Source organism: Maribacter polysaccharolyticus (genome assembly GCF_028882255.1).
Lineage (GTDB): Bacteria > Bacteroidota > Bacteroidia > Flavobacteriales > Flavobacteriaceae > Maribacter_A > Maribacter_A polysaccharolyticus.
In genome coordinates, this window is record NZ_JARBUY010000005.1 from 304,148 (window position 1) to 324,521 (window position 20,374).

The 20,374-nt window shown below is 43.4% G+C and carries 17 protein-coding genes; 11 read left to right on the forward strand and 6 right to left on the reverse strand.

The genetic code is table 11. The features are described 5' to 3' along the window. The first annotated feature begins 127 nt into the window (after positions 1–127). Both PHU20_RS16950 and PHU20_RS16955 read left to right on the forward strand, forming a co-directional pair. Entirely contained in the window at positions 128–1,249 is a 1,122-nt protein-coding gene (locus PHU20_RS16950; protein WP_274826594.1) for a PQQ-dependent sugar dehydrogenase, read from the forward strand. An 8-nt stretch (positions 1,250–1,257) separates the two neighbouring features. Continuing rightward, positions 1,258–1,662: a c-type cytochrome gene (locus tag PHU20_RS16955; protein WP_274826595.1), complete on the forward strand. Its 405-nt coding sequence runs from the start codon at positions 1,258–1,260 to the stop codon at positions 1,660–1,662. 2 nt (positions 1,663–1,664) lie between these two features. Here the strand turns inward: PHU20_RS16955 and murQ are convergent, their stop codons facing one another. Then, the gene (murQ, locus tag PHU20_RS16960) at positions 1,665–2,477 is read right to left on the reverse strand and encodes an N-acetylmuramic acid 6-phosphate etherase (RefSeq protein ID WP_274826596.1); all 813 of its coding nucleotides are present in this window, start codon (positions 2,475–2,477) and stop codon (positions 1,665–1,667) included. Between the two features lie 4 nt (positions 2,478–2,481). After that, on the reverse strand, positions 2,482–3,231 hold the full coding sequence (locus PHU20_RS16965; protein ID WP_274826597.1) for a DeoR/GlpR family DNA-binding transcription regulator: 750 nt from the start codon (positions 3,229–3,231) through the stop codon (positions 2,482–2,484). Positions 3,232–3,415: 184 nt separating this feature from the next. On the opposite strand from PHU20_RS16965, the gene nagB reads away from it, so the two are divergent. The 4 genes from nagB (at position 3,416) to PHU20_RS16985 (ending at position 9,788) form a co-directional block, all read left to right on the forward strand. Beyond that, positions 3,416–5,344, forward strand: coding sequence for a glucosamine-6-phosphate deaminase (gene nagB / locus PHU20_RS16970; protein ID WP_274826598.1), 1,929 nt, complete (start codon positions 3,416–3,418; stop codon positions 5,342–5,344). A gap of 64 nt (positions 5,345–5,408) precedes the next feature. Continuing rightward, positions 5,409–6,929: a glycoside hydrolase family 10-like protein gene (locus PHU20_RS16975; RefSeq protein WP_274826599.1), complete on the forward strand. Its 1,521-nt coding sequence runs from the start codon at positions 5,409–5,411 to the stop codon at positions 6,927–6,929. After that, on the forward strand, positions 6,926–8,200 hold the full coding sequence (locus PHU20_RS16980) for an MFS transporter (protein ID WP_274826600.1): 1,275 nt from the start codon (positions 6,926–6,928) through the stop codon (positions 8,198–8,200). The genes PHU20_RS16975 and PHU20_RS16980 overlap by 4 nt, the downstream gene beginning before the upstream one ends. Continuing rightward, on the forward strand, positions 8,193–9,788 hold the full coding sequence (locus PHU20_RS16985) for a glycoside hydrolase family 3 protein (protein ID WP_274826601.1): 1,596 nt from the start codon (positions 8,193–8,195) through the stop codon (positions 9,786–9,788). Before PHU20_RS16980 ends, PHU20_RS16985 begins: the two co-directional genes overlap by 8 nt. A gap of 93 nt (positions 9,789–9,881) precedes the next feature. On the opposite strand, the gene PHU20_RS16990 is transcribed toward PHU20_RS16985, so the two are convergent. Further along, positions 9,882–10,688 carry a 3-keto-disaccharide hydrolase gene (locus PHU20_RS16990; protein ID WP_274826602.1) on the reverse strand — a complete coding sequence of 269 codons (807 nt, stop codon included), beginning with the start codon at positions 10,686–10,688 and terminating at the stop codon, positions 9,882–9,884. Positions 10,689–10,774: 86 nt separating this feature from the next. Beyond that, on the reverse strand, positions 10,775–12,286 hold the full coding sequence (locus PHU20_RS16995; RefSeq protein ID WP_274826603.1) for a Gfo/Idh/MocA family protein: 1,512 nt from the start codon (positions 12,284–12,286) through the stop codon (positions 10,775–10,777). A 345-nt stretch (positions 12,287–12,631) separates the two neighbouring features. Here PHU20_RS16995 and PHU20_RS17000 point away from each other — a divergent pair, with 345 nt between their 5' ends. After that, a complete protein-coding gene (locus tag PHU20_RS17000; protein WP_274826604.1) occupies positions 12,632–13,708 on the forward strand; it encodes an anhydro-N-acetylmuramic acid kinase in 1,077 nt (358 codons plus the stop codon). Positions 13,709–13,719: 11 nt separating this feature from the next. Here the strand turns inward: PHU20_RS17000 and PHU20_RS17005 are convergent, their stop codons facing one another. Together PHU20_RS17005 and PHU20_RS17010 are read right to left on the reverse strand one after the other, a co-directional pair. After that, a complete protein-coding gene (locus PHU20_RS17005; RefSeq protein ID WP_274826605.1) occupies positions 13,720–14,376 on the reverse strand; it encodes a 3'-5' exonuclease in 657 nt (218 codons plus the stop codon). A gap of 12 nt (positions 14,377–14,388) precedes the next feature. Beyond that, positions 14,389–16,299 (reverse strand): DUF294 nucleotidyltransferase-like domain-containing protein, encoded by a 1,911-nt coding sequence (locus PHU20_RS17010; RefSeq protein WP_274826606.1) that lies wholly within the window; start codon positions 16,297–16,299, stop codon positions 14,389–14,391. A 182-nt stretch (positions 16,300–16,481) separates the two neighbouring features. Here PHU20_RS17010 and PHU20_RS17015 point away from each other — a divergent pair, with 182 nt between their 5' ends. The 4 genes from PHU20_RS17015 (at position 16,482) to PHU20_RS17030 (ending at position 20,305) form a co-directional block, all read left to right on the forward strand. After that, the gene (locus PHU20_RS17015; RefSeq protein WP_274826607.1) at positions 16,482–16,901 is read left to right on the forward strand and encodes a transposase-like zinc-binding domain-containing protein; all 420 of its coding nucleotides are present in this window, start codon (positions 16,482–16,484) and stop codon (positions 16,899–16,901) included. A 108-nt stretch (positions 16,902–17,009) separates the two neighbouring features. Continuing rightward, positions 17,010–18,230, forward strand: a complete 1,221-nt coding sequence (locus PHU20_RS17020; RefSeq protein WP_274826608.1) for a hypothetical protein — start codon at positions 17,010–17,012, stop codon at positions 18,228–18,230. Positions 18,231–18,241: 11 nt separating this feature from the next. Further along, the gene (locus tag PHU20_RS17025; RefSeq protein ID WP_274826609.1) at positions 18,242–18,502 is read left to right on the forward strand and encodes a DUF4212 domain-containing protein; all 261 of its coding nucleotides are present in this window, start codon (positions 18,242–18,244) and stop codon (positions 18,500–18,502) included. Positions 18,503–18,532: 30 nt separating this feature from the next. Then, positions 18,533–20,305, forward strand: coding sequence for a sodium:solute symporter family protein (locus PHU20_RS17030; RefSeq protein ID WP_274826610.1), 1,773 nt, complete (start codon positions 18,533–18,535; stop codon positions 20,303–20,305). Positions 20,306–20,374: the final 69 nt, after the last annotated feature.

A 20,374-nucleotide genomic window follows, 5' to 3' on the forward strand; every position in this document is an offset into this window, starting at 1 on the left:
TATGGTAAGAATATACTTTTATTGGGGTCAAAGTATATTCTTTAGCGTATTTATATAAACTTATATTTTTCTAATTATCTTTAGGCTGCTAAGCCTTTCCTATAATATTTAATTTTAACGTAGAAATATGAAGAATAGTATTACATACCTTTATTTATTCGTTATAACGCTGAATTTTTCCTGTGCACAGGATACTGAAAATAAGGCAAATACAGCAAAGGACATTCCTTTTTCCGAGGAGCTTTTCATCGATGGGCTACAGATTCCATGGGGCATGGCGTTTCTTCCCGATGGCAGTATGTTGATTACCGAAAAATCAGGAACCCTCATTCATTTTAAAGATGGAAAAAAAACACTTGTCGACAATGTCCCCGAGGTTTATGTCAGGGGTCAAGGTGGTTTAATGGATATTTTTCTACATCCCGATTATGAAAACAATGGTTGGCTGTATATGACCTACGCTTCCAAAGAAGGGAGTGAAAAAGGAGGCCATACTGCCTTGATGCGGGCAAAACTAAAGAACAACGCCCTATATGACAATGAATTACTGTATAAAGCAGGGCCGAATACCACAAAAGGGCAACACTTTGGATCACGCATTGCCTTTGATGATGAAGGCTATCTTTATTTCTCGATCGGCGAACGTGGTGCAAGGGACGTAAATCCGCAGGATATTACCAAGGATGGTGGAAAAATATACAGACTGAACGACAATGGAAGTATTCCTGGGGACAATCCTTTTGTCGACGCTGAAAATGCCAAGACTGCCATCTATAGTTATGGCCATCGAAATCCCCAAGGGCTTATAAAACACCCTGTAACCGGGGCGATATGGGAACACGAACACGGGCCAAGAGGTGGCGATGAAATCAATATCATCAAAAAGGGCGCGAATTACGGTTGGCCGGTAATTACCTACGGTATCAATTACAGTGGAACGCCCATTACCGATAAAACCGAAATGGAAGGTATGGAACAACCCAACCATTACTGGGTTCCTTCAATAGCCCCTAGCGGAATGGCATTCGTAACCTCTGACAAGTACAAAAATTGGAAAGGCAGCTTATTGGTGGGATCTTTGGTCTTTCAATATTTAGAGCGACTCACCCTGGAGGGCACGAAAGTAATCCACCGTGAAAAATTACTGGAAAACAAGGGAAGGGTACGCGATGTTCGCCAAGGTCCGGACGGTCTTATTTATGTAGCCGTTGAAGGGAAAGGAATTTATAGATTAAACCCAAAACAATAACCGCGAAGATGAAGCATGTACGAACCATAACCTTACTTCTTCTTTTTGGACTGGGAAACCTTTACGCCCAAGAGACTGCCTTAAAAGCCAGTATGGAAAGAGGAAGTGAAATATATAACGATTTCTGTGTGGCCTGTCATATGCCTACCGGCGAAGGCATCCCTTTTGTCTTCCCCCCTTTGGCAAATTCCGATTATTTAATGCAGCAAAGAACGGCAAGCATTAAAGGAGTGAAATTCGGACAGGAGGGGGAACTGGTCGTAAACGGTGAGACTTACAACAACACCATGGCCTCCATGGGTCTGGAAGATGGGGAAATTGCGGATGTCATGAATTATATTTTAAATTCATGGGGCAATTCATCAAATGAAATGGTTACTGTTGAGGAAGTGGAAGCCGTTACCAAAGATTAGCCCTAGAGTTTTTCCGCATCCAATGCCTTCTTTACAGAACCATGTTTTTTAAGTAATTTTTCGGCCTGATCATAGGCTATGCCCAAACCTTCAACCAAATATCTGGTGCCACGGTCTACCAATTTGGTATTGGTCAGTTGCATATTCACCATTTTATTCCCCTTAACACGCCCGATTTTTATCATCAAGGCCGTGGTGATCATATTCAAGACCAATTTTTGGGAGGTACCACTTTTCATGCGCGTACTTCCGGTCACAAACTCAGGACCAACATTTACCTCGATAGGGATATCCGCAACAACGGCCAACGGGGAACCCGGATTATTGGTGACACCGGCGGTCAGCAAACCGTGCTCCTTGGCTGCTTTTAGCCCGCCGATCACATAAGGCGTAGTTCCCGAAGCGGCGATACCCACAATAACATCATTTTCACCAACATCGTACTTTTTAAGATCCAACCATGCCTGGCCCTCATCATCTTCCGCATTCTCAACGGCCTTTCTGATCGCCGTATCCCCGCCGGCTATCAATCCGATGACACGATCATAAGGCATACCGAATGTTGGGGGAATTTCAGAAGCATCCAAAATCCCCAATCGACCACTGGTCCCGGCACCTATATAAAACAATCGACCACCTTTATCAAATCGTTCTGCCAAAGCATCGACCAATTCGGTGATTTGCGGAATGACCTGGGCCACGGCAAGCGCCACCTTCTGATCCTCATTGTTCATACTTTGGAGGATGGTAGCAGTTGCCATATCTTCCAAATGATCATAATTGGAAGGAGTTTCGGTAATTTTTTTATACTTCATAAAATTATATAAGATGTACGTTGTTGTTCCTAAAAAGTTTTAGTTGGTCATCATCCGGAGTCAGTTCGGTAATCATGGTACTTATGGCATTCATATCGCAGGTCTTATAGCGGTGTCTTGAATTCAATTTTTGGGAAATGCACAAAAGTATTGTTTTTTTTGAGGCCTGCATAATAGCTTTTTTCACTTGCACGATATCCCAATCAAAATCGGTCAAACCCTCTATGGCATCGACATACCCCGTACCTATAAATCCATAATCGACCCTTATTTGGGATAAGGCATTTGTCGCATTGGCCCCAATGGCCACTTGTCCCTCTTTGGAAATTTTACCTCCAATGAAGATAACCTCCACATTGGGTTTCGTATTCAATTCCATGGCCACAGGTAAACTCATCGTAAAACAGGTGAGTTTCAATTCCGGTGGAATACTGCGGGCCAGCTCCATACAAGTGGTACCACCGTCAATAAAAATAACGCCTTCGTTCTTTAATAGTTTAACTGCCTTTTCCGCAATGACCATTTTTTCCGATAGGGCATAAATATTGGCATTCCTGGTACTATCGGTGGTGAACCCCAATGAGATTGCCCCCCCATGCACTTTGCGCAATTTATTCTCCTTATCCAATTCCTTGACATCCCTACGTGCCGTATCGATGGAAACATCCAATTTCTCGGCAATGTCGGTAAGCAGCACCCTGTTATGCAACTCAACCTGTGACAATATCGCCTGGAGACGCTCTTCTTTTAACATATTCGATGGTCTTGGTCATGCAAAGATAATAAAAGAATTCAATGCCGTTTTATTCCTATTCCATTAATCAAATTACATCTATTTTTAATTTTATAGCAATTTACAGCAAATAAAACGGCACAAAACTGCATATTGATTTTAAAATGTCTACATTTGCCTTTCATTCAATATCAAGAATAGCCTTATGAGTACACTTTTGGAAAAAACAGCAAAAGACATCAGTTACAGACCGGTCGGACAATTTGAAGAATCCCGTTTCGAAAAAATACACAATGTTATTTTCGAGGATTCAAACGAAGCTTCCATTCAGGTCGCACAGGAAATCGCGGATTTAATACGTAAAAAACATGCCACGGGACAACATTGTGTCCTTGGTTTGGCGACAGGTTCCTCCCCCATCAAGGTTTATGAGGAACTGGTTCGAATGCACAAGGAGGAAGGACTCAGTTTCTCGAACGTCATCACCTTCAATCTTGACGAGTACCTTCCTATGGACAAGGCCAATATGCAGAGTTATTATTACTTTATGCATGAGCATTTGTTCAACCATATCGATATCCCTGCCGAGAATATCAATATCCCCGACGGAAAAATTTCCCAAGATGAAGTCGTGGACTATTGTTTGGCATACGAACAGAAAATAAAGGATAACGGTGGACTCGACTTCCAATTACTGGGTATAGGTAGGACGGGACATATCGGATTCAATGAGCCCGGGTCCCATTATAATTCGGGAACCCGTATCATAACCTTGGACCACATTACCCGAGTCGATGCGGCCCCATCGTTTTTGGGCATTGACAATGTACCCAGAAAAGCGATTACCATGGGGATTGCTACGGTACGAAGTGCAAAGCGCATCGTATTATTGGGCTGGGGAAACAATAAAGCATCCATCATAAAGGAAACCATAGAAGGGGAAATTTCATCCCATGTACCGGCAACATACCTCCAAGAACACGATAATGTGACCTTCGTGCTGGATGTAGGGGCAGGTAGCGAATTGACCCGTAACAAAACCCCATGGTTGGTAGGTTCCTGTGAATGGACCGATGAATTGACGGCCAAAGCCATCGTGTGGTTATGTAGTAAGACCAATAAATCGATATTAAGCTTAACCGATAAGGATTATAATGATAATGGCATGTCTGACCTTTTATCATTGGAAGATTCTTATGACCTGAACATCAAGATGTTCAATAAACTTCAGCATTCGATCACGGGATGGCCCGGTGGCAAACCCAATGCGGATGACAGCAGTAGGCCCGAACGGGCAGAACCTGCCAGAAAACGCATTATAATATTCAGTCCACACCCCGATGACGACGTAATTTCAATGGGAGGAACCTTCGATCGTTTGATCGAACAGGGACACGATGTGCACGTAGCCTACCAAACTTCAGGAAATATCGCCGTTTCCGATATAGAGGCTTTGAAATTTGCCGAAATCGCCCAAACCATAACTCCTTCGGTCGAATCCAAACATCTTATTGAGGCCATCCAAAATAAGGAGGAGAATAGCTTTGACCCCTTGGAGGTCAGATCGTTGAAAGGGGCCATACGTAGGTCTGAATCCTATGCCGCCACACGCTATTTAGGCCTTAAGGATTCCAATGTCCATTTCTTGAACCTTCCTTTTTATGAAACAGGTACCATCAAGAAAAACAACCTTTCGAATGCCGATATTGATATCATGGTCGATCTGATCAATGAAATCAAACCCCATCAAATTTACGCAGCCGGTGATTTGGCCGACCCGCACGGCACACATAAAGTTTGTCTCGATGCCCTATTCGAGTCCATTAATCGCTTAAAACCGGAGCCTTTCATGAAAGATTGCTGGGTATGGTTGTACAGAGGGGCATGGCACGAATGGGATATCAATGAGATTGAAATGGCCGTACCCATGAGTCCAGATCAGGTATTGAAAAAACGACATGCGATTTTCTGCCATCAGTCCCAAAAAGACGGGGTGATGTTCCAAGGCAACGATTCCAGGGAATTTTGGATGCGTGCGGAAGAGCGAAATAAGAATACCGCAGGTCTTTATAATGCCCTCGGCTTGGCCGACTATGCGGCGATTGAAGCTTTTGTTCGGTATAAATTCGATTAAATACACCCTTTAGCACTTATAAATGGCCTATTTTTATTAAAAAATAGGCCTTCTTTTTCATCAAATGACCCTAAAAAACAGTGTAATACTTTTTGTCCTTTTATTAACCTCTTGTTCGGTCATCCAACATACCCCCCAACCAAAAACCGAATTCAGAGGGGTATGGGTCGCTACAGTGGTCAATATCGACTGGCCAAAAAACGGGTCGGATTCCATCGAAAAACAAAAAAGTGATTTCCTGAAAATCCTGGAATTTTACGATGGCCTTCATTTCAATGCCATTATTGTGCAACTACGTGCCGCCGGAGATGCATTTTATGCTTCCGAATATGCACCCTGGTCTAGATTTTTGACCTCAAAAGAAGGTGTTCCCCCAGCGCACGATTTTGACTACCTACAATGGATGATCGGCGAATCCCACAAAAGGGGCATTGAATTCCATGCATGGTTGAATCCTTACCGGGCTACCTTTGATTTAAACACCGATATCCTGAGTCCCATCCATGATTTCAACCTTCATCCGGAATGGATGATCAAATACGGTAAAAAATACTATTACGACCCAGGACTTCCGGAAGTCCGGAAACGATTGGTCGATATCATTACCGAATTGGTATCCAATTATGACATTGACGCCATCCATTTTGACGATTATTTTTATCCGTATAAGATCAAGGGTGAAAAGTTCGATGATTCCCTTACTTTTATTTCGGAGGTTTTACCGCACCAATCCTTGGAAGACTGGCGACGTAGCAATATCGATTCCTTGGTCATGAACGTCCATAAGACGATAAAACAGCACAAACCATGGGTACAATTCGGTATCAGTCCGTTCGGGGTTTGGAAAAACAATACCACAGATCCCAAGGGTTCGGATACTTCGGCAGGACAAACGACCTATGAAGACCTATATGCCGACCCCATGACCTGGATGGAAAATGGATGGATCGATTATATTATCCCCCAGGTATATTGGAGTATGCACCTACCTGCAGCCTCACACCTTAAAATAGTGGATTGGTGGGCAAAAAACAGTAAAGGGACCCATCTTTATATCGGCAACGGGGCCTATAAGGTTCGTAACAACGGTGATACGGCCTGGGACAGTAAAAGGGAGCTTCCGAATCAATTGAAATTGGCACGAAAGACCCCGGCCGTAGGAGGCAACGCATTCTTTAGTGCCAAAAGTTTAATGGACAACAATCCCGATGTGGTACAAATCCTAAAAAAGAAAATATATAAATTTCCTGCATTGCCCCCCAGTGCTCCCTTAGCACCAAAAGGTAATGCAGAATATGTACAATTGGAATCCTGGACCGAAACGAAGGAAAACCAAGTGTTGAATTTCCGGAACGCAGAGGAATATCGGTATGCGATGGTATATAGAACCGGAAAGAACACCCAAAAGTCCTACCCCATAAAAAAAATGCTTGTGAAGGCCCCTGTGATAAACGGCCAACATATCAGCCTTCCAAAAACGGCCCTCAAAGGCCTTAAAAGAATCGCAATTACCTTTATTGACAAATACGGGCAAAAGCATAAACCGATCATATTGAATTTGAAAAAACACACCTCCGACACATGATACAAAAAGACAAATGGGCATGGGCATGGGTACCCATACTTTATTTTACCCAAGGACTCCCTTATGTACTGGTCGTGACCGTATCGGTGATCATGTACAAAAAATTGGGGGTCAGCAATGAAGACATTGGCCTTTACACCAGTTTGCTATACTTACCATGGGTCCTTAAACCCCTATGGAGTCCGTTTGTAGACCTAAAAAGCACGAAACGGAATTGGTTTTTGGCCATGCAGCTCCTTATTTCCGTGGCACTTTTAGGGGTAGGTTTGACCCTACCCACCAAAATGTTCTTTATGACCACCTTGGCATGTTTCTGGATGACGGCATTCGCATCGGCTACCAATGATATAGCTTCTGATGGGTATTATATGTTAGGGCTTACCGAAAAAAAACAATCGTTTTTTGTAGGTATTCGAAGTACTTTTTATCGTTTGGCCATGGTGACAGGGGAAGGACTGATCGTCATTATGGCCGGTTTTTTAGAACAAAAATACGGCGATAACACCAAGGCTTGGAGTTTAACAATGACCACTACGGCCTTTCTGATGTTGGCGTTGACCGTATCGAACTATTTCGTTACCCCGAAATACGAATCCTCGTCGGCGATCATCAAGGAAAAACCCAAAAGTTTTTGGGAAGTGTTCACCTCCTTCTTCAACAAACCCAATATCGGTATTGCCTTGACCTTTATATTGACGTATCGATTAGGGGAATCCCAATTGGTAAAAATGGTCGCCCCCTTTCTTTTGGATACCCCTGATAAAGGGGGGCTGGGCTATTCAACGGAACAATTGGGAACGATCTTCGGTACGGTGGGCGTAATCTTCTTATCGCTAGGCGGTATTTTAGGAGGCATATTGATTTCCCGTGACGGACTAAAAAAATGGATGCTTCCCATGATACTTTCCCTCAATATACCCAATATTCTATATGCCTTACTGGCTTTTACAAAAACCACAAGTATCGTGGCCGTAACGGCCACAGTGATCTTTGAGAAATTTGGTTACGGTTTTGGATTTGCCGCTTTTCTAATGTACTTGATCTATATCGCCGAAGGCAAATCGAAAACATCGCATTATGCCATTGCCACAGGTTTCATGGCCCTTGGGATGATGTTACCGGGAATGATCAGTGGTTACCTACAACAGTGGTTGGGGTACGGTGGGTTTTTTGTCTGGGTGGTGATCGCCTCCCTTCCTGCCCTTCTTTTATTGAAATTCATAACCTATCCTGCCGATTACGGCAAAAAAACAAAGCATACCGATGTCTAAAATACTGCCCTACTTACAAGCGTCAGCAACATTGCCCCTTATTGAGAAAATAGGTCAATTATTCATGCCCGCCGCATTCATTAACGATGCTGAGGAAGAAATCAAGGCCATGGAGGCCCTTATCAGTGAAAACCATATAGGAGGACTCTGTTTTTTCCATAGTAGGCAAAGTGCTGCCACGAATTTTGAAGGTAAAAAAAAGATCGTTTACAATGAACAAAGTTTTGAAACCCTTCGATACCTGATCGAACGCTATCAAAAAAAATCAAAACATAGGCTTCTTATCGCAATTGATGCCGAATGGGGACTTGCCATGCGAATAGAAAATACACCGCAATATCCATACGCCCTAACCTTGGGGGCCATACAGGACAATACCGATTTGGTTTTCCAAGTAGGGAAGCAAATAGCCCATGATTGCAAGCAAGCAGGAATCCATTATAACTTGGCCCCGGTTTTGGACATAAACAATAATCCCAAAAATCCTGTAATCGGATATCGCTCTTTTGGAGAAGATAAGATCAATGTAACCGAAAAATCATTGGCCTACCTTAAAGGATTGCACAGTGAAAATATACTTTCGAGCATCAAACATTTTCCCGGACACGGGGACACGGCCATCGATTCCCATTTGGGATTGCCGATCATCGAAAAATCCAAGGAAGAATTATTGGACAATGAACTTTATCCTTTCAAGGAACTTATAAAAGAAGGGGTAGATTCCGTTATGGTAGGTCATCTTTGTGTACCGGCACTATCCAATGACAAACAGATTTCCTCGAGTATTTCCAAAGATATGATCAAAGGGTTCTTGCGAGCGGAGCTTGGTTTTGAAGGGGTGGTCATCTCCGATGCCCTTAATATGCATGCCGTATCCAAAAATTATCCCATAAAGGGTGAATTGGAATGGCTGGCCTTTGATGCCGGGAATGATATTCTTTGTTTTGCGGAGGAGGTTGGTGCCGGGATTGAAATGATTTCGAAAAAAGCCGACAAGGATCAAATCGAAGAGGCCTTTAAACGGGTATGGACCCTGAAGGGGAAAGCTTTTATAAATGAAGTGGACAAGCCTATAGGACTTAGTGACCCCGACCCATTGAACGAGGAAATAGCCAAAGCCAGCATCACTTTGATACAAGGCAATGAAGAGGACCATACCACATTTCGGAAGAATGGGTTTATCGGCATCACAAATGCCATGATGACCGGGAACCCCTTTTTCCGGATGATTGCGGAAAACCATAGTTTTCGGGCTTATTCCTTTTATGACACCTCATTTACGAGGTTAAGGGAATTGGTCGAAAAAGAAGAAAACATTCTCTTGGCCATAGTACCCCCACAAGCCAAACCAACCCATAATTTCGGTTTTTCAGACGAAGAAATCGATTTTTTCAATGCATTGATCAACACCAAAAATACCGTCCTATACCATTTTGGGAATCCGTATGCATTGGCACTTTTTGATTATCACAAGGCCAAATCGGTCGTAATGGCCTACCAAAATTTCGATGCATTCCAAAAAGTAGCGGCGAACCATTTTCTTGGCAACCTTACGGCCCTTGGCAAACTACCCATCCATTTAAAATAAAGATCCTGCCCATAGGAATTGGGTACATGACATAAAAAAGCCCCAATGGTATCTTATACATCATTGGGGCTTTTCCTTGTTAATAGGACTCCCTTACAGTTCCTTGATTTTTATGTTCCGGAACCATACGTCATCCCCATGATCTTGTAGCCCGATATATCCTTCTGCAGGAACCTCGGCCCAATCAGGATTCAACGCCGGGAATTTACTACCAGCGACCAATTCGTTCCATTCCGGTGTCCATAAATGATACTCCACGACGTTTTCACCGTTTTGATTATGGATCACCGTGCCTTTGAATACGGTAAGTTCTACGGTATTCCATTCCCCTGCCGGCTTGGCATTCTGGGGTTTGGCAGGGATTAAATCATATAAAGACCCGGCCATACGATTACCATCCTTACCCAATTTGGCATCCGGATGTCTTTCATTGTCCAATACCTGCATTTCCGGAGCTGTTTTCCAGATATAATCCAGTTTTTCCTCACCGAGGTAAAAGATTCCTGAATTGCCCCCTTCAGATATCTTCCATTCCAAACGCAGGGTAAAGTTCTGGAATTTTTTATCGTAAATGATATCCCCACCATCCTTGGATCCGGCTTCTCCCCTACCGGAGCCGATCATGTGCAAGGAACCATCAACGATTTCCCAACCTTCCGGAAAATGGTCTTTTTTATAGCCCCTCCAACCTTCGGAAGTACTGCCATCGAAAAGCATTACCCAACCTTCGGCCTTTTCCGCTTCGGAAAGTCCATTCATTGGGGCCTCTTCCTGCATTTCCATTCCTGCTTCGGCTTCAACTGTGGATTCTTCTTTTTGTTCGGATTTTTTCTCCTTACAACCATGAAGTACAGGGAGGACCATCAATCCGAAAATAAAAACTAAACTTATTTTTCTCATTATTATTTGTTTATTGGTTTTGAAAACAGAACCAACCTATAAAAGGATGGTTCTGCCTATGGATTAATATTGATATTTGTTTCGAGTTATTTGGGCATATCCGGTAATGACCAACCATCCCTATAGGTATGTTTGACCAATTCTTCGGCATAGGCCATAGCGTTCATGGGGTCTGTCCAATCCTTATCAAATGTTGGGTGGCCATCGTGGATCTTGAACCCGTCTTTAATAACGGTCCTGATTTCCTCGTTCGGGCCAATATTGGTGAATTTCATGTTTTCACCATCCCATTCAAGGGTTTTGTTCAGGGCCTGTAGACGAACCGCCAAGACGCCCATTACTACCATTTCATTAAAAGGACCGGCTTCCGCAAAATCGGATGTACATGGCTTTCTATTCTCGGCACTTTCTTTACAAGCCCGTACCCAATCCATTTCATGCGCTCCTTTACTCCATGAAAGACCTAATTCATCTTCTACCCTACGTTCTGTTTTAGGGGCGGATATTTTCCTGCCCGATAACAATTCCGGTTCTACACCATAGCAACCTACGTGAAGAATATCTTTTGTTCCGTAGAAGAAAGTTCCACCACCGCTTTTATTCGGTTCTTTACCTGAAGGCCAATTGTCGGGCAACATAGGCTTGATTCCACCGTCGTACCAACTTACCTCAACCTCATTTAGTTTCATCTTTCCTTGTCTACCCCTTGAAGGGAACGTAAGTTTAACGGCTTGGGACACAGGGGCTGAATCATTCAACAACAATGAAGAACTAGCCTGTACCTTAGAGGGATAACCTAATTTTAAACCTTCAAACACAGGATGTAGTATATGGCAAGCCATGTCCCCTAGTGCTCCTGTTCCATAATCCCACCATCCTCTCCAGTTCCATGGGTGGTACACTTCATTGAAAGGACGCATTTTCGCAGGTCCCGTGAATAAGTCCCAATCGAGGGTATCGGGTACCCAGTCCCCTCTTTCCGGGGTATTCAATCCTTGCGGCCAAATAGGTCGGTCTGTAAACGACTCCACCTTGGTCACATCCCCTATAGCGCCACTCCATAGGATTTCACAGGTTTCAGCAACTCCGGCACCCGAAGCACCTTGATTTCCCATCTGTGTAGCCACTTTATATGTGTCGGCCAATTTGGTCAATAACCTGGATTCATAGACCGAATGGGTCAATGGTTTCTGTAAGAAAACATGTTTCCCCATGGTCATGGCATTGGCTGCGATGATCGCATGGGTATGATCTGCCGTGGCAATGACCACACCATCTATCTGATCGCCCATTTCATCGAACATTTTCCGCCAATCCCAATATTTTTTGGCCTTGGGATACCTATCAAAAGCTCCTTTGGCATATTTCCAATCCACATCACAAAGTCCAACAATATTCTGACTCTCCAAATTCTTTAAATTTGCCAGGCCCATACCCCCGACTCCGATACCGGCAATATTCAATTTATCGCTAGGGGCTACATGACCAAGTCCGCTTACCGCATAAGACGGTACTATCGTAAAGGCAGCGGAGGCCGCCAAGGTTTTACCGACAAAATCACGTCGGGATAAAGTCTTCTCTTTTTTCTTATTAGTCATATTGTACTTTGTATAATTGGTTAAATAATCAATAAATCATTTTAATCAAGGGTAGATACTTCTTTCAAGAAACACAAAACATCGAACCACAAGCATGATATCAATTTTGATTAAAAACAAATGGCTGTTGGAAATTACCGATTCTAAAAATAAACATTTTTAACAAAAACTAACAGAAAAAAACCGCAGAATAATAATTTCCCCCAAAGTAAATAATGATTATTGTAATTTTTATACAATCACATTGTTGAAAAAGTATCGTTCGATTTGCTCTTTTTAGCATTGAAACTTAGTAACTTTCCGCTTATTTTTTTCCTATTCCATGAACAATTATACTTTCCGATTATGAACATTTATAAAGTCATCGGACTCATGTCCGGAACTTCCTTGGATGGTTTGGACCTTACCTATTGCCATTTTACGAAAACCTTGGACCGTTGGGACTATAAGATCGTGAAAACCCGAAGTGTCGCGTACTCCAAAAAAATGGAAGCACAATTGAAGGATTCCATATCCCTTTCTGCCGATCAACTTCTGATTTTCAACAATAACTATGGGGAATGGCTGGGAAAAGAGGTGAAATCCTTTATTGCTGACAACCATTTGAAGGTCGATTTTATAGCCAGCCATGGCCATACAACCCATCATCAGCCTGAAAACGGCCTCACCTACCAAATAGGTTCGGGCCAACATTTGGCCAATACCTGTGGCTACAAGGTAATATGCGATTTTAGGACCAATGATGTCGCTTTGGGAGGACAAGGGGCGCCTTTGGTACCCATTGGTGATCGGTTGTTGTTCGGGGAATACGATTTTTGTTTGAACCTAGGGGGAATCAGTAACATATCCTTTGAGAAAAACGGCCAACGCATTGCCTATGATATCGGGTTGGCCAATATGGTCCTGAATCATATTACACTAAAAATAGACCTGAAATATGACAAAGGAGGGGCATTGGCCCAAAGTGGAAAGATAAATGAAAAAATGCTCAAGGCACTGAATACTTTGGAATACTACCGCTTACCCTACCCTAAATCCACCGGCTACGAATGGTTTATGGAAAAAGTCGTGCCCATTGTAGCGGCTACCGATGACCGTATTGAAAATCTTCTGCACACCTGCATTCATCATTTATGCGAACAAATTGCCATTCAAGTCCATAACACAAAAAGTCCATCGGAATCCAGTTTATTCGTAACGGGTGGTGGAGCATTGAATGATTTTCTTATAGCAACCTTGAGGGAAAAATTAGGTAAGGAGGTAAAGGTCGTGGTCCCATCAGGGGAGTTGATCGAGAATAAAGAGGCCTTGATATTCGCCCTAATGGGTGTTTTGCGTATGGAACGGGAAATCAACGTACTTTCTTCGGTCACAGGTGCCATTAGGGATTCATCGTGCGGGGTGCTTTATTGGCCTAACTAGGTATTCCGAATTTAGAGCAAGCCTTTGCGGTTCCAATGAAACAATAGGTCGTTCAACATGGGGGTCCGGGTCTTGGATAAATTGGACACGATCTTTAAAAATACCATTGCCGTTAAAAAGGCATCGCCAACCGCCGTGTGGCGATCATGTTTTTTCAAGTTGAAGAACGAACACAGACGATCAAGGGAATAGAGTTCCTCCCGATCTTTACATAGGGTGGTTTTCTTGAACAGTATTCCGGTATCCAATACCTTGTTCTTGAGTTTGGGCAACCCCATTCTATCGAGCCCGATATTGATCATGGTGATATCGAAAGCTGCATGATGGGCCACCAAAACAGCATTCCCGATATAAGCCAAAAAAGCTTTTATGGCCTCTTCTTCGGATAGTTTATGAACTTTCCCTTCTTTTAAAATACCATGTATACGTACGGTATCGGCATTAAAGAATTCCTGTTTTACGTACAACTCCAATGAATCCCCGACATCGATCATCAAATCAAAAACCGAAACGGCCCCAATGGACAAAATACGATCCCTACCAATGTCAAGTCCCGTTGTCTCGGTATCGAAGACCACAAAGCGAACTTCATTCAAATGGCGCGAGGGTTTATTCTTGAAATGACGGGTGTAGTCCTTCCAAAATTCGGGCGTATTATTTCTGAACATCCTTTTGAACATCTACATTAATTGAGCCAGGTTAAAACGTACTTTTATCAACTCCTGAATATCCTTAACGGCACCAAAACAACCTTTTAGTTTTAACCGATTTGCTTTGCTGATCGATTTTAAGTCTATAAACCTACCGGAATCATTCTGATTCAGTCCTTCCACCGTCCTAAATCGCAATAAAGTCTTGAAGGCATCGATACAACCATGGTAAATGTCTTTATTCTGTGGTTCGAGTTCGGCGAGCTTCTCGAATCTCATGATCGTATTGGTAGGCCCTATTATGCCCTTGGAGAATATCAAAAGCCTTGCAGCATCGACCAAAGGCATCATGGCCCTGGCCTTTATATCGAAAAGATCTTTATGCGCTCCTCCCGACTCCACTAAAAACTGTCTAAAGAAACCCAATGGTGGTGGATTCTTGATGGCATTCAAAGCTAAGAAATTCAAAAATATGGCATAACCGTCTATGGACTTAAGAATGCTTTCTGACAGCTGCTGGACCAAATTCGCTTCCCCATATACCGCCTCATAATCAAAAAATATGGTCGAATGCATGATCTTATCCTCATCGGGTTTGGTAATCCAATCGTGGAATTGGTTTTTCCATTGGGTGAGGGACAAACACCACTTCGGATTGCTCGCCATCATTTGGGCCGGGCAAAAGTCGAATCCCACCGTATTCAATTTTTCAGTAACCGATCGGGCCAGTGCAAGAAAATATGCCTTGGTGCTTTCCATATCCCGGGGAGGCACGTCGGCAAATACCAGGGCATTGTCCTGATCGGTCAAAAGCAGTTGCTCTCCCCTACCTTGGCTCCCTAGGGAAAGCCATGAAAAACCTGTAGGGGGCTGATCTGCCATTTCCTCCAGGCTCAAGGTGATTATTTTTTGGGTAATGGCCTCGTTGATCGCGGAAATTATCTTCGAAACAAATCGCACCGGAATATGTTGGTCCAAATATCGCCGCATCAATCCATGTGATTTTTGGCGAATATCCCTGAGTTTCATAGCCGATTCTGCCCGTTTTACTTCTTTGATCAAGAATGAGGGATTGTTCGTTTGTGAAACAACTATGTCGTGTTCGGAGAGTACCCCGACCAATTCGGAATCGGGCGACCCGTCTTTGGTAATGCACAGATGTGTGATTTTATTGCGCAGCATGGTAATCTGGGCTTCGGCAATGGATATATTTTCCGCTATCGTTATCACCGGAGAGCTCATTATACAGGTTACCACATCGGAGATCGAAAACCCACCCGTTGCAATTTTTGTGCGTAGATCTTTATCCGTTATGATCCCTATGGGCCTATCTTCAGCAGTGATGATTATCGACCCTACTTTTTTTTCGGTCATCGTTAAGGCGGCATCGCGGATCGGTGTATGCGGTTGACAGGTTACCGGTGATTTTTTAATAGTCACATTCTGGATGTAGATCAAATGATCCATTTGCCCTCTGCCTACTGCTATATCGGAGGATTGCCCACCGTTATCGCCCCCTTTGATAAGATTTCGGGCATTTGAGGCAAAGCTCTCCTTTACAAAGGAATCGGCCTCTACATTTCCGGTAATATACGTTTCCAGTAATTCGGATGACAGGGCATAAACAATGCTTTCCTCAATGGCTTTGGCACTCAATGAATAGTTGCTATTATGGGTAAGTGCATTCAAACCGAAAATATCCCCCTCATCGCATTCATCCACAAGGACATCCCCATCCTTGAAAATGCCGACAGCACCATCTTTTACCACATAAAACACATCATGTCGAATTTCATCTTTCTTAAAGATAAAATCCCCAACCTCATAATAACCTACCTTGACCTGTTCGCAAATGGCCATCAGTTGGGAAGTTTCCAAAGTATTGAACGGAGGAAAATCCTTCAGAAAATCATAAATACGTTCGGCAATGGTATTTTTCATAGGTTAAATATAATCATTGAAACCCTTTCACAATCAAAGGCATAACGATAAAGCCATAAGAAAGTACGCCTCCCAAGACCACAGGTCACTTTTAACCCAATATTACTCGAAATAAACCACCTAAATCCTGTTATAAATCATATAGTTTGCTAATTTGATATATTTATGCTAATTTTATATATATGAAAATCAATAGCTGTCCCAACTGCGGATCCGAACGATTCGTAAAAAGTGGTATCGTCAACCAAAGGCAACGGTATAAGTGCAAGGCCTGCAATTATTTCTTCTCTGTAAATAAAATCGGGAAAAATATAGACCGGTATTATGTAAACAAGGCCTTACAGTTATTTTTAGAGGGTTTGTCATATCGCGAAATCGAACGGATATTGGGGATCTCACATGTGAGCATCATGAATTGGGTAAAGAAATACAACATCAAAAGACCCTATAACCCGGACTATCATCCCACCTATAAAATATTGAATGCCGTGGAACTTTCCCACTATTTTCAAAATACCGATAATATATCCGGCGCAGGAGTCGTGGTCACTGAACTGGGCGACAAGTTCATGCTCATAAAATGGGAGCGATTCAGAGATTGACTATATAAAATTTCCAATTATATATATCGTTTTTTTATTCCCACTTTCTTTTGAGGAGTTTAGCTAGGCACACAAAACCAATTTGTTACTAACTAAATCCTTAAAATCATGAAGAAACATGCCTTGCTGCTGATAGGTCTCTGCTGTACCTTTCAGTTGATGCAATCACAAGGGTCACCCGATTATGACGGTGGCCTTAAGGTTACCTTGGATGACGAAGGCACCAAATATTTCCGCATCATCTCTTGGGCACAAGTACAAGGCTCCTACGAAACCGATGCCCCCGACACCTCAAGTAGCACAAATATCAACCTTAGAAGGGCCCGGATTTTAATGTACGCCCAAATCAACAAAAAGTTTCTGATCCTCACCCATTTTGGTCTTAACAGCCTTAATAGCGACACCATGTCACCCACAGGGAAGGGAGAGGGCTCCCAATTGTTCTTCCATGATGTTTGGGCGCAATACAACATTGCCAAAGACCATGTCGTTGGTGGCGGACTGCATTATTTCAATGGAATATCAAGATTGAACAACCAAAGTACCTTGAATATCATGACCTTGGACAACAATCGGCAATCCTGGTCTACCCTAGGGCTCACCGATCAATTTGCCAGACATATCGGTATTTTTGCCAAAGGTAATTTCGGAAAGCTACAATACAGGGTTGCCATTAATGATGCGGCTACCGAAGGCCTGGACACCCGTACACCCGAAGCAAACGGCCCCGCCGTTTACGCAGGAAAAAGGCTTCTGGGATCCAAGGATTCGGGCAAGGCCTATGCCGGTTATTTCGATTTCAATTTCCTGGATCAAGAATCGAATTTCCTGCCTTTTAAAGTAGGCTCTTATTTAGGTACGAAAAAAATATTCAATCTAGGGGCAGGTTTCTTTTTACATCCTGGAGGATCGGTTATCGCCGACGCCTCGGGTAATCTGGAAAAAGAAGATGTCAGCATTTTCGGTATAGACGCTTTCTACGATACCCCCCTCGGTGATGACGGCAGTGCGCTTACCGCCTACGCCACCTATCAAAACAATGATTATGGTACCGAATACCTGTATAGTGTTTATGGTACCGGGAGTATGGTCTACTCCCATATAGGTTATGTTTTTGCCGGTGATATTACTAAAACAAGATTTCAACCTTACGTATCCTTCGCTTCCAACAGTTATGATGCCACAGACGACAACAGGAACATCCTTGGCCTAGGTGTTAATGCCTACATGAACGGACATAACTCCAAATTAACCTTGGAGTACAAAAACGAAAAGTTCGGTGATTCCGACTCAGGGACCATCACCCTCCAAGCAATGATTTATCTATAAAAATTTCAACTATGAGTGAAAAACAAAAAAAAGCAACGGCCTATTGGAAAGAAAACCTCCGGTATTTGATCATACTGCTCACCATTTGGTTCGCGGTATCCTATGGGGCCGGCATACTATTCAGGGAAGCCCTCAACGAATTCCGATTAGGCGGATTCAAACTGGGATTCTGGTTTGCACAACAAGGTTCGATCTATGTCTTCGTGGTACTGATCTTCGTTTACGTAAGATTGATGAACAAACTGGATAAAAAATACGGTTACGACGAGTAATCGAATAACTAACCAAAAAAAACAGTACTTATGAGTGTTCAATTATGGACTTGGATTTTAGTTGGGATTACGTTCTCATTGTATTTTGGAATCGCTATCTGGGCAAGGGCAGGATCCACCAAGGAATTTTATGTGGCCGGTGGCGGTGTTTCCCCTTTAGCGAACGGGATGGCCACTGCAGCGGATTGGATGAGTGCCGCCTCCTTCATCTCAATGGCTGGCTTGATCTCTTTTATGGGATATGATGGTTCTGTCTATTTAATGGGCTGGACAGGGGGTTATGTACTATTGGCCCTGCTCTTGGCACCTTATCTAAGGAAATTCGGAAAATTCACCGTACCCGATTTTATCGGCGACCGCTATTATTCGAACACTGCACGAACCGTGGCCGTTATCTGCGCCTTGATTGTTTCGTTCACCTATGTGGCCGGACAGATGCGTGGTGTCGGCATCGTATTTTCACAATTCTTACAGGTCGATATTAATATCGGGGTCATCATCGGTATGGCCGTGGTGCTCGTTTTCGCTTTTTTAGGCGGAATGAAAGGGATCACCTATACCCAAGTGGCACAATACTGTGTTTTGATTTTTGCTTTTATGGTCCCCGCTTTCTTTATTTCCATGCAAATGACGGGAAACCCCATTCCTCAAATAGGTATGGGCGGCAAGCTGGAAGGCGGCACCTTTTTGTTGGATAAATTGGATACCCTACATACCCAATTGGGTTTTAACGAGTACACAAGTGGTACGAAAACCACGTGGGACGTGTTCGCGATCACCCTGGCTTTGATGGTGGGTACGGCCGGCCTACCCCATGTTATCGTACGCTTCTTTACCGTACCTAAGGTAAAGGATGCCCGAAAATCAGCCGGTCTGGCATTACTGTTCATCGCCATACTCTATACCACGGCACCCGCAATCGCCGTTTTTGCCCGTACCAACTTGATAGAGACCGTAGACAACACGGCATACACCGAAATTCCACAATGGTTTAAAAACTGGGAAGATACCGGGCTAATCGCTTGGGCCGATAAGAACAAAGACGGGAAAATCCAATACGTAAACGGTGCGGCCACCGACGGTAAACCAAAATATACGGAAGCCAGGGGAGCCAATGGGGAAAGATTGATTTCCAATGCCAATAGCTCTTCAAATGAATTGTATGTAGATAGGGACATCATGGTATTGGCAAATCCGGAAATCGCCAATTTGCCCAATTGGGTCATCGCCCTGGTAGCGGCCGGTGGATTGGCCGCAGCCTTATCTACGGCTGCCGGTCTACTTCTTGTCATTTCCACATCCATATCCCACGATTTGATAAAAAAACAAATAAATCCCAATATTTCCGAAAAGGGGGAATTAATGGCCGCACGAATCGCCATCTTGGTAGCGATCATCATTGCCGGACTTTTCGGTATTTATCCACCCGGGTTTGTTGCGGCGGTCGTTGCCCTGGCCTTTGGTTTGGCGGCGGCCTCATTCTTCCCAGCGATTATATTGGGGATTTTTGACAAACGGATGAACAAGCAAGGGGCCATTGCAGGTATGATCGTAGGTATTACCTTAATGCTGTTCTATATGATCCGTTATAAAACGGGCTTAATCGGGGTTATGGATGCCAGACCGGCGAGTGAATGGTGGCTCGGTACCTCCCCGGAAGGTTTCGGTACGATCGCCATGATCATCAATTTCATCATTTCGGTGGTCGTATCCCGTATGACTCCAGCCCCACCCGAAGATGTACAGGAAATGGTCGAAAGTATTAGGATCCCAAGTGGTGCCGGGGAAGCCGGTTCACATTAAAATAGTTAGTAGGTTATTGTCCAAAGCAGTGCTTCCAATAGGTGTACTGCTTTTTTCATATATTTAATC

Coding starts and splice junctions, on each gene's coding strand:
- PHU20_RS16975 (WP_274826599.1), top strand. CDS start 5,409: ATGACCCTAAAAAACAGTGTAATACTTTTTGTCCTTTTATTAACCTCT.
- PHU20_RS16985 (WP_274826601.1), top strand. CDS start 8,193: ATGTCTAAAATACTGCCCTACTTACAAGCGTCAGCAACATTGCCCCTT.
- PHU20_RS17010 (WP_274826606.1), bottom strand. CDS start 16,299: ATGAAAAATACCATTGCCGAACGTATTTATGATTTTCTGAAGGATTTT.
- PHU20_RS17025 (WP_274826609.1), top strand. CDS start 18,242: ATGAGTGAAAAACAAAAAAAAGCAACGGCCTATTGGAAAGAAAACCTC.
- PHU20_RS16990 (WP_274826602.1), bottom strand. CDS start 10,688: ATGAGAAAAATAAGTTTAGTTTTTATTTTCGGATTGATGGTCCTCCCT.
- PHU20_RS17030 (WP_274826610.1), top strand. CDS start 18,533: ATGAGTGTTCAATTATGGACTTGGATTTTAGTTGGGATTACGTTCTCA.
- PHU20_RS16950 (WP_274826594.1), top strand. CDS start 128: ATGAAGAATAGTATTACATACCTTTATTTATTCGTTATAACGCTGAAT.
- PHU20_RS17005 (WP_274826605.1), bottom strand. CDS start 14,376: ATGTTCAGAAATAATACGCCCGAATTTTGGAAGGACTACACCCGTCAT.
- PHU20_RS16955 (WP_274826595.1), top strand. CDS start 1,258: ATGAAGCATGTACGAACCATAACCTTACTTCTTCTTTTTGGACTGGGA.
- PHU20_RS17020 (WP_274826608.1), top strand. CDS start 17,010: ATGAAGAAACATGCCTTGCTGCTGATAGGTCTCTGCTGTACCTTTCAG.
- nagB (WP_274826598.1), top strand. CDS start 3,416: ATGAGTACACTTTTGGAAAAAACAGCAAAAGACATCAGTTACAGACCG.
- murQ (WP_274826596.1), bottom strand. CDS start 2,477: ATGAAGTATAAAAAAATTACCGAAACTCCTTCCAATTATGATCATTTG.
- PHU20_RS17015 (WP_274826607.1), top strand. CDS start 16,482: ATGAAAATCAATAGCTGTCCCAACTGCGGATCCGAACGATTCGTAAAA.
- PHU20_RS16995 (WP_274826603.1), bottom strand. CDS start 12,286: ATGACTAATAAGAAAAAAGAGAAGACTTTATCCCGACGTGATTTTGTC.
- PHU20_RS16980 (WP_274826600.1), top strand. CDS start 6,926: ATGATACAAAAAGACAAATGGGCATGGGCATGGGTACCCATACTTTAT.
- PHU20_RS16965 (WP_274826597.1), bottom strand. CDS start 3,231: ATGTTAAAAGAAGAGCGTCTCCAGGCGATATTGTCACAGGTTGAGTTG.
- PHU20_RS17000 (WP_274826604.1), top strand. CDS start 12,632: ATGAACATTTATAAAGTCATCGGACTCATGTCCGGAACTTCCTTGGAT.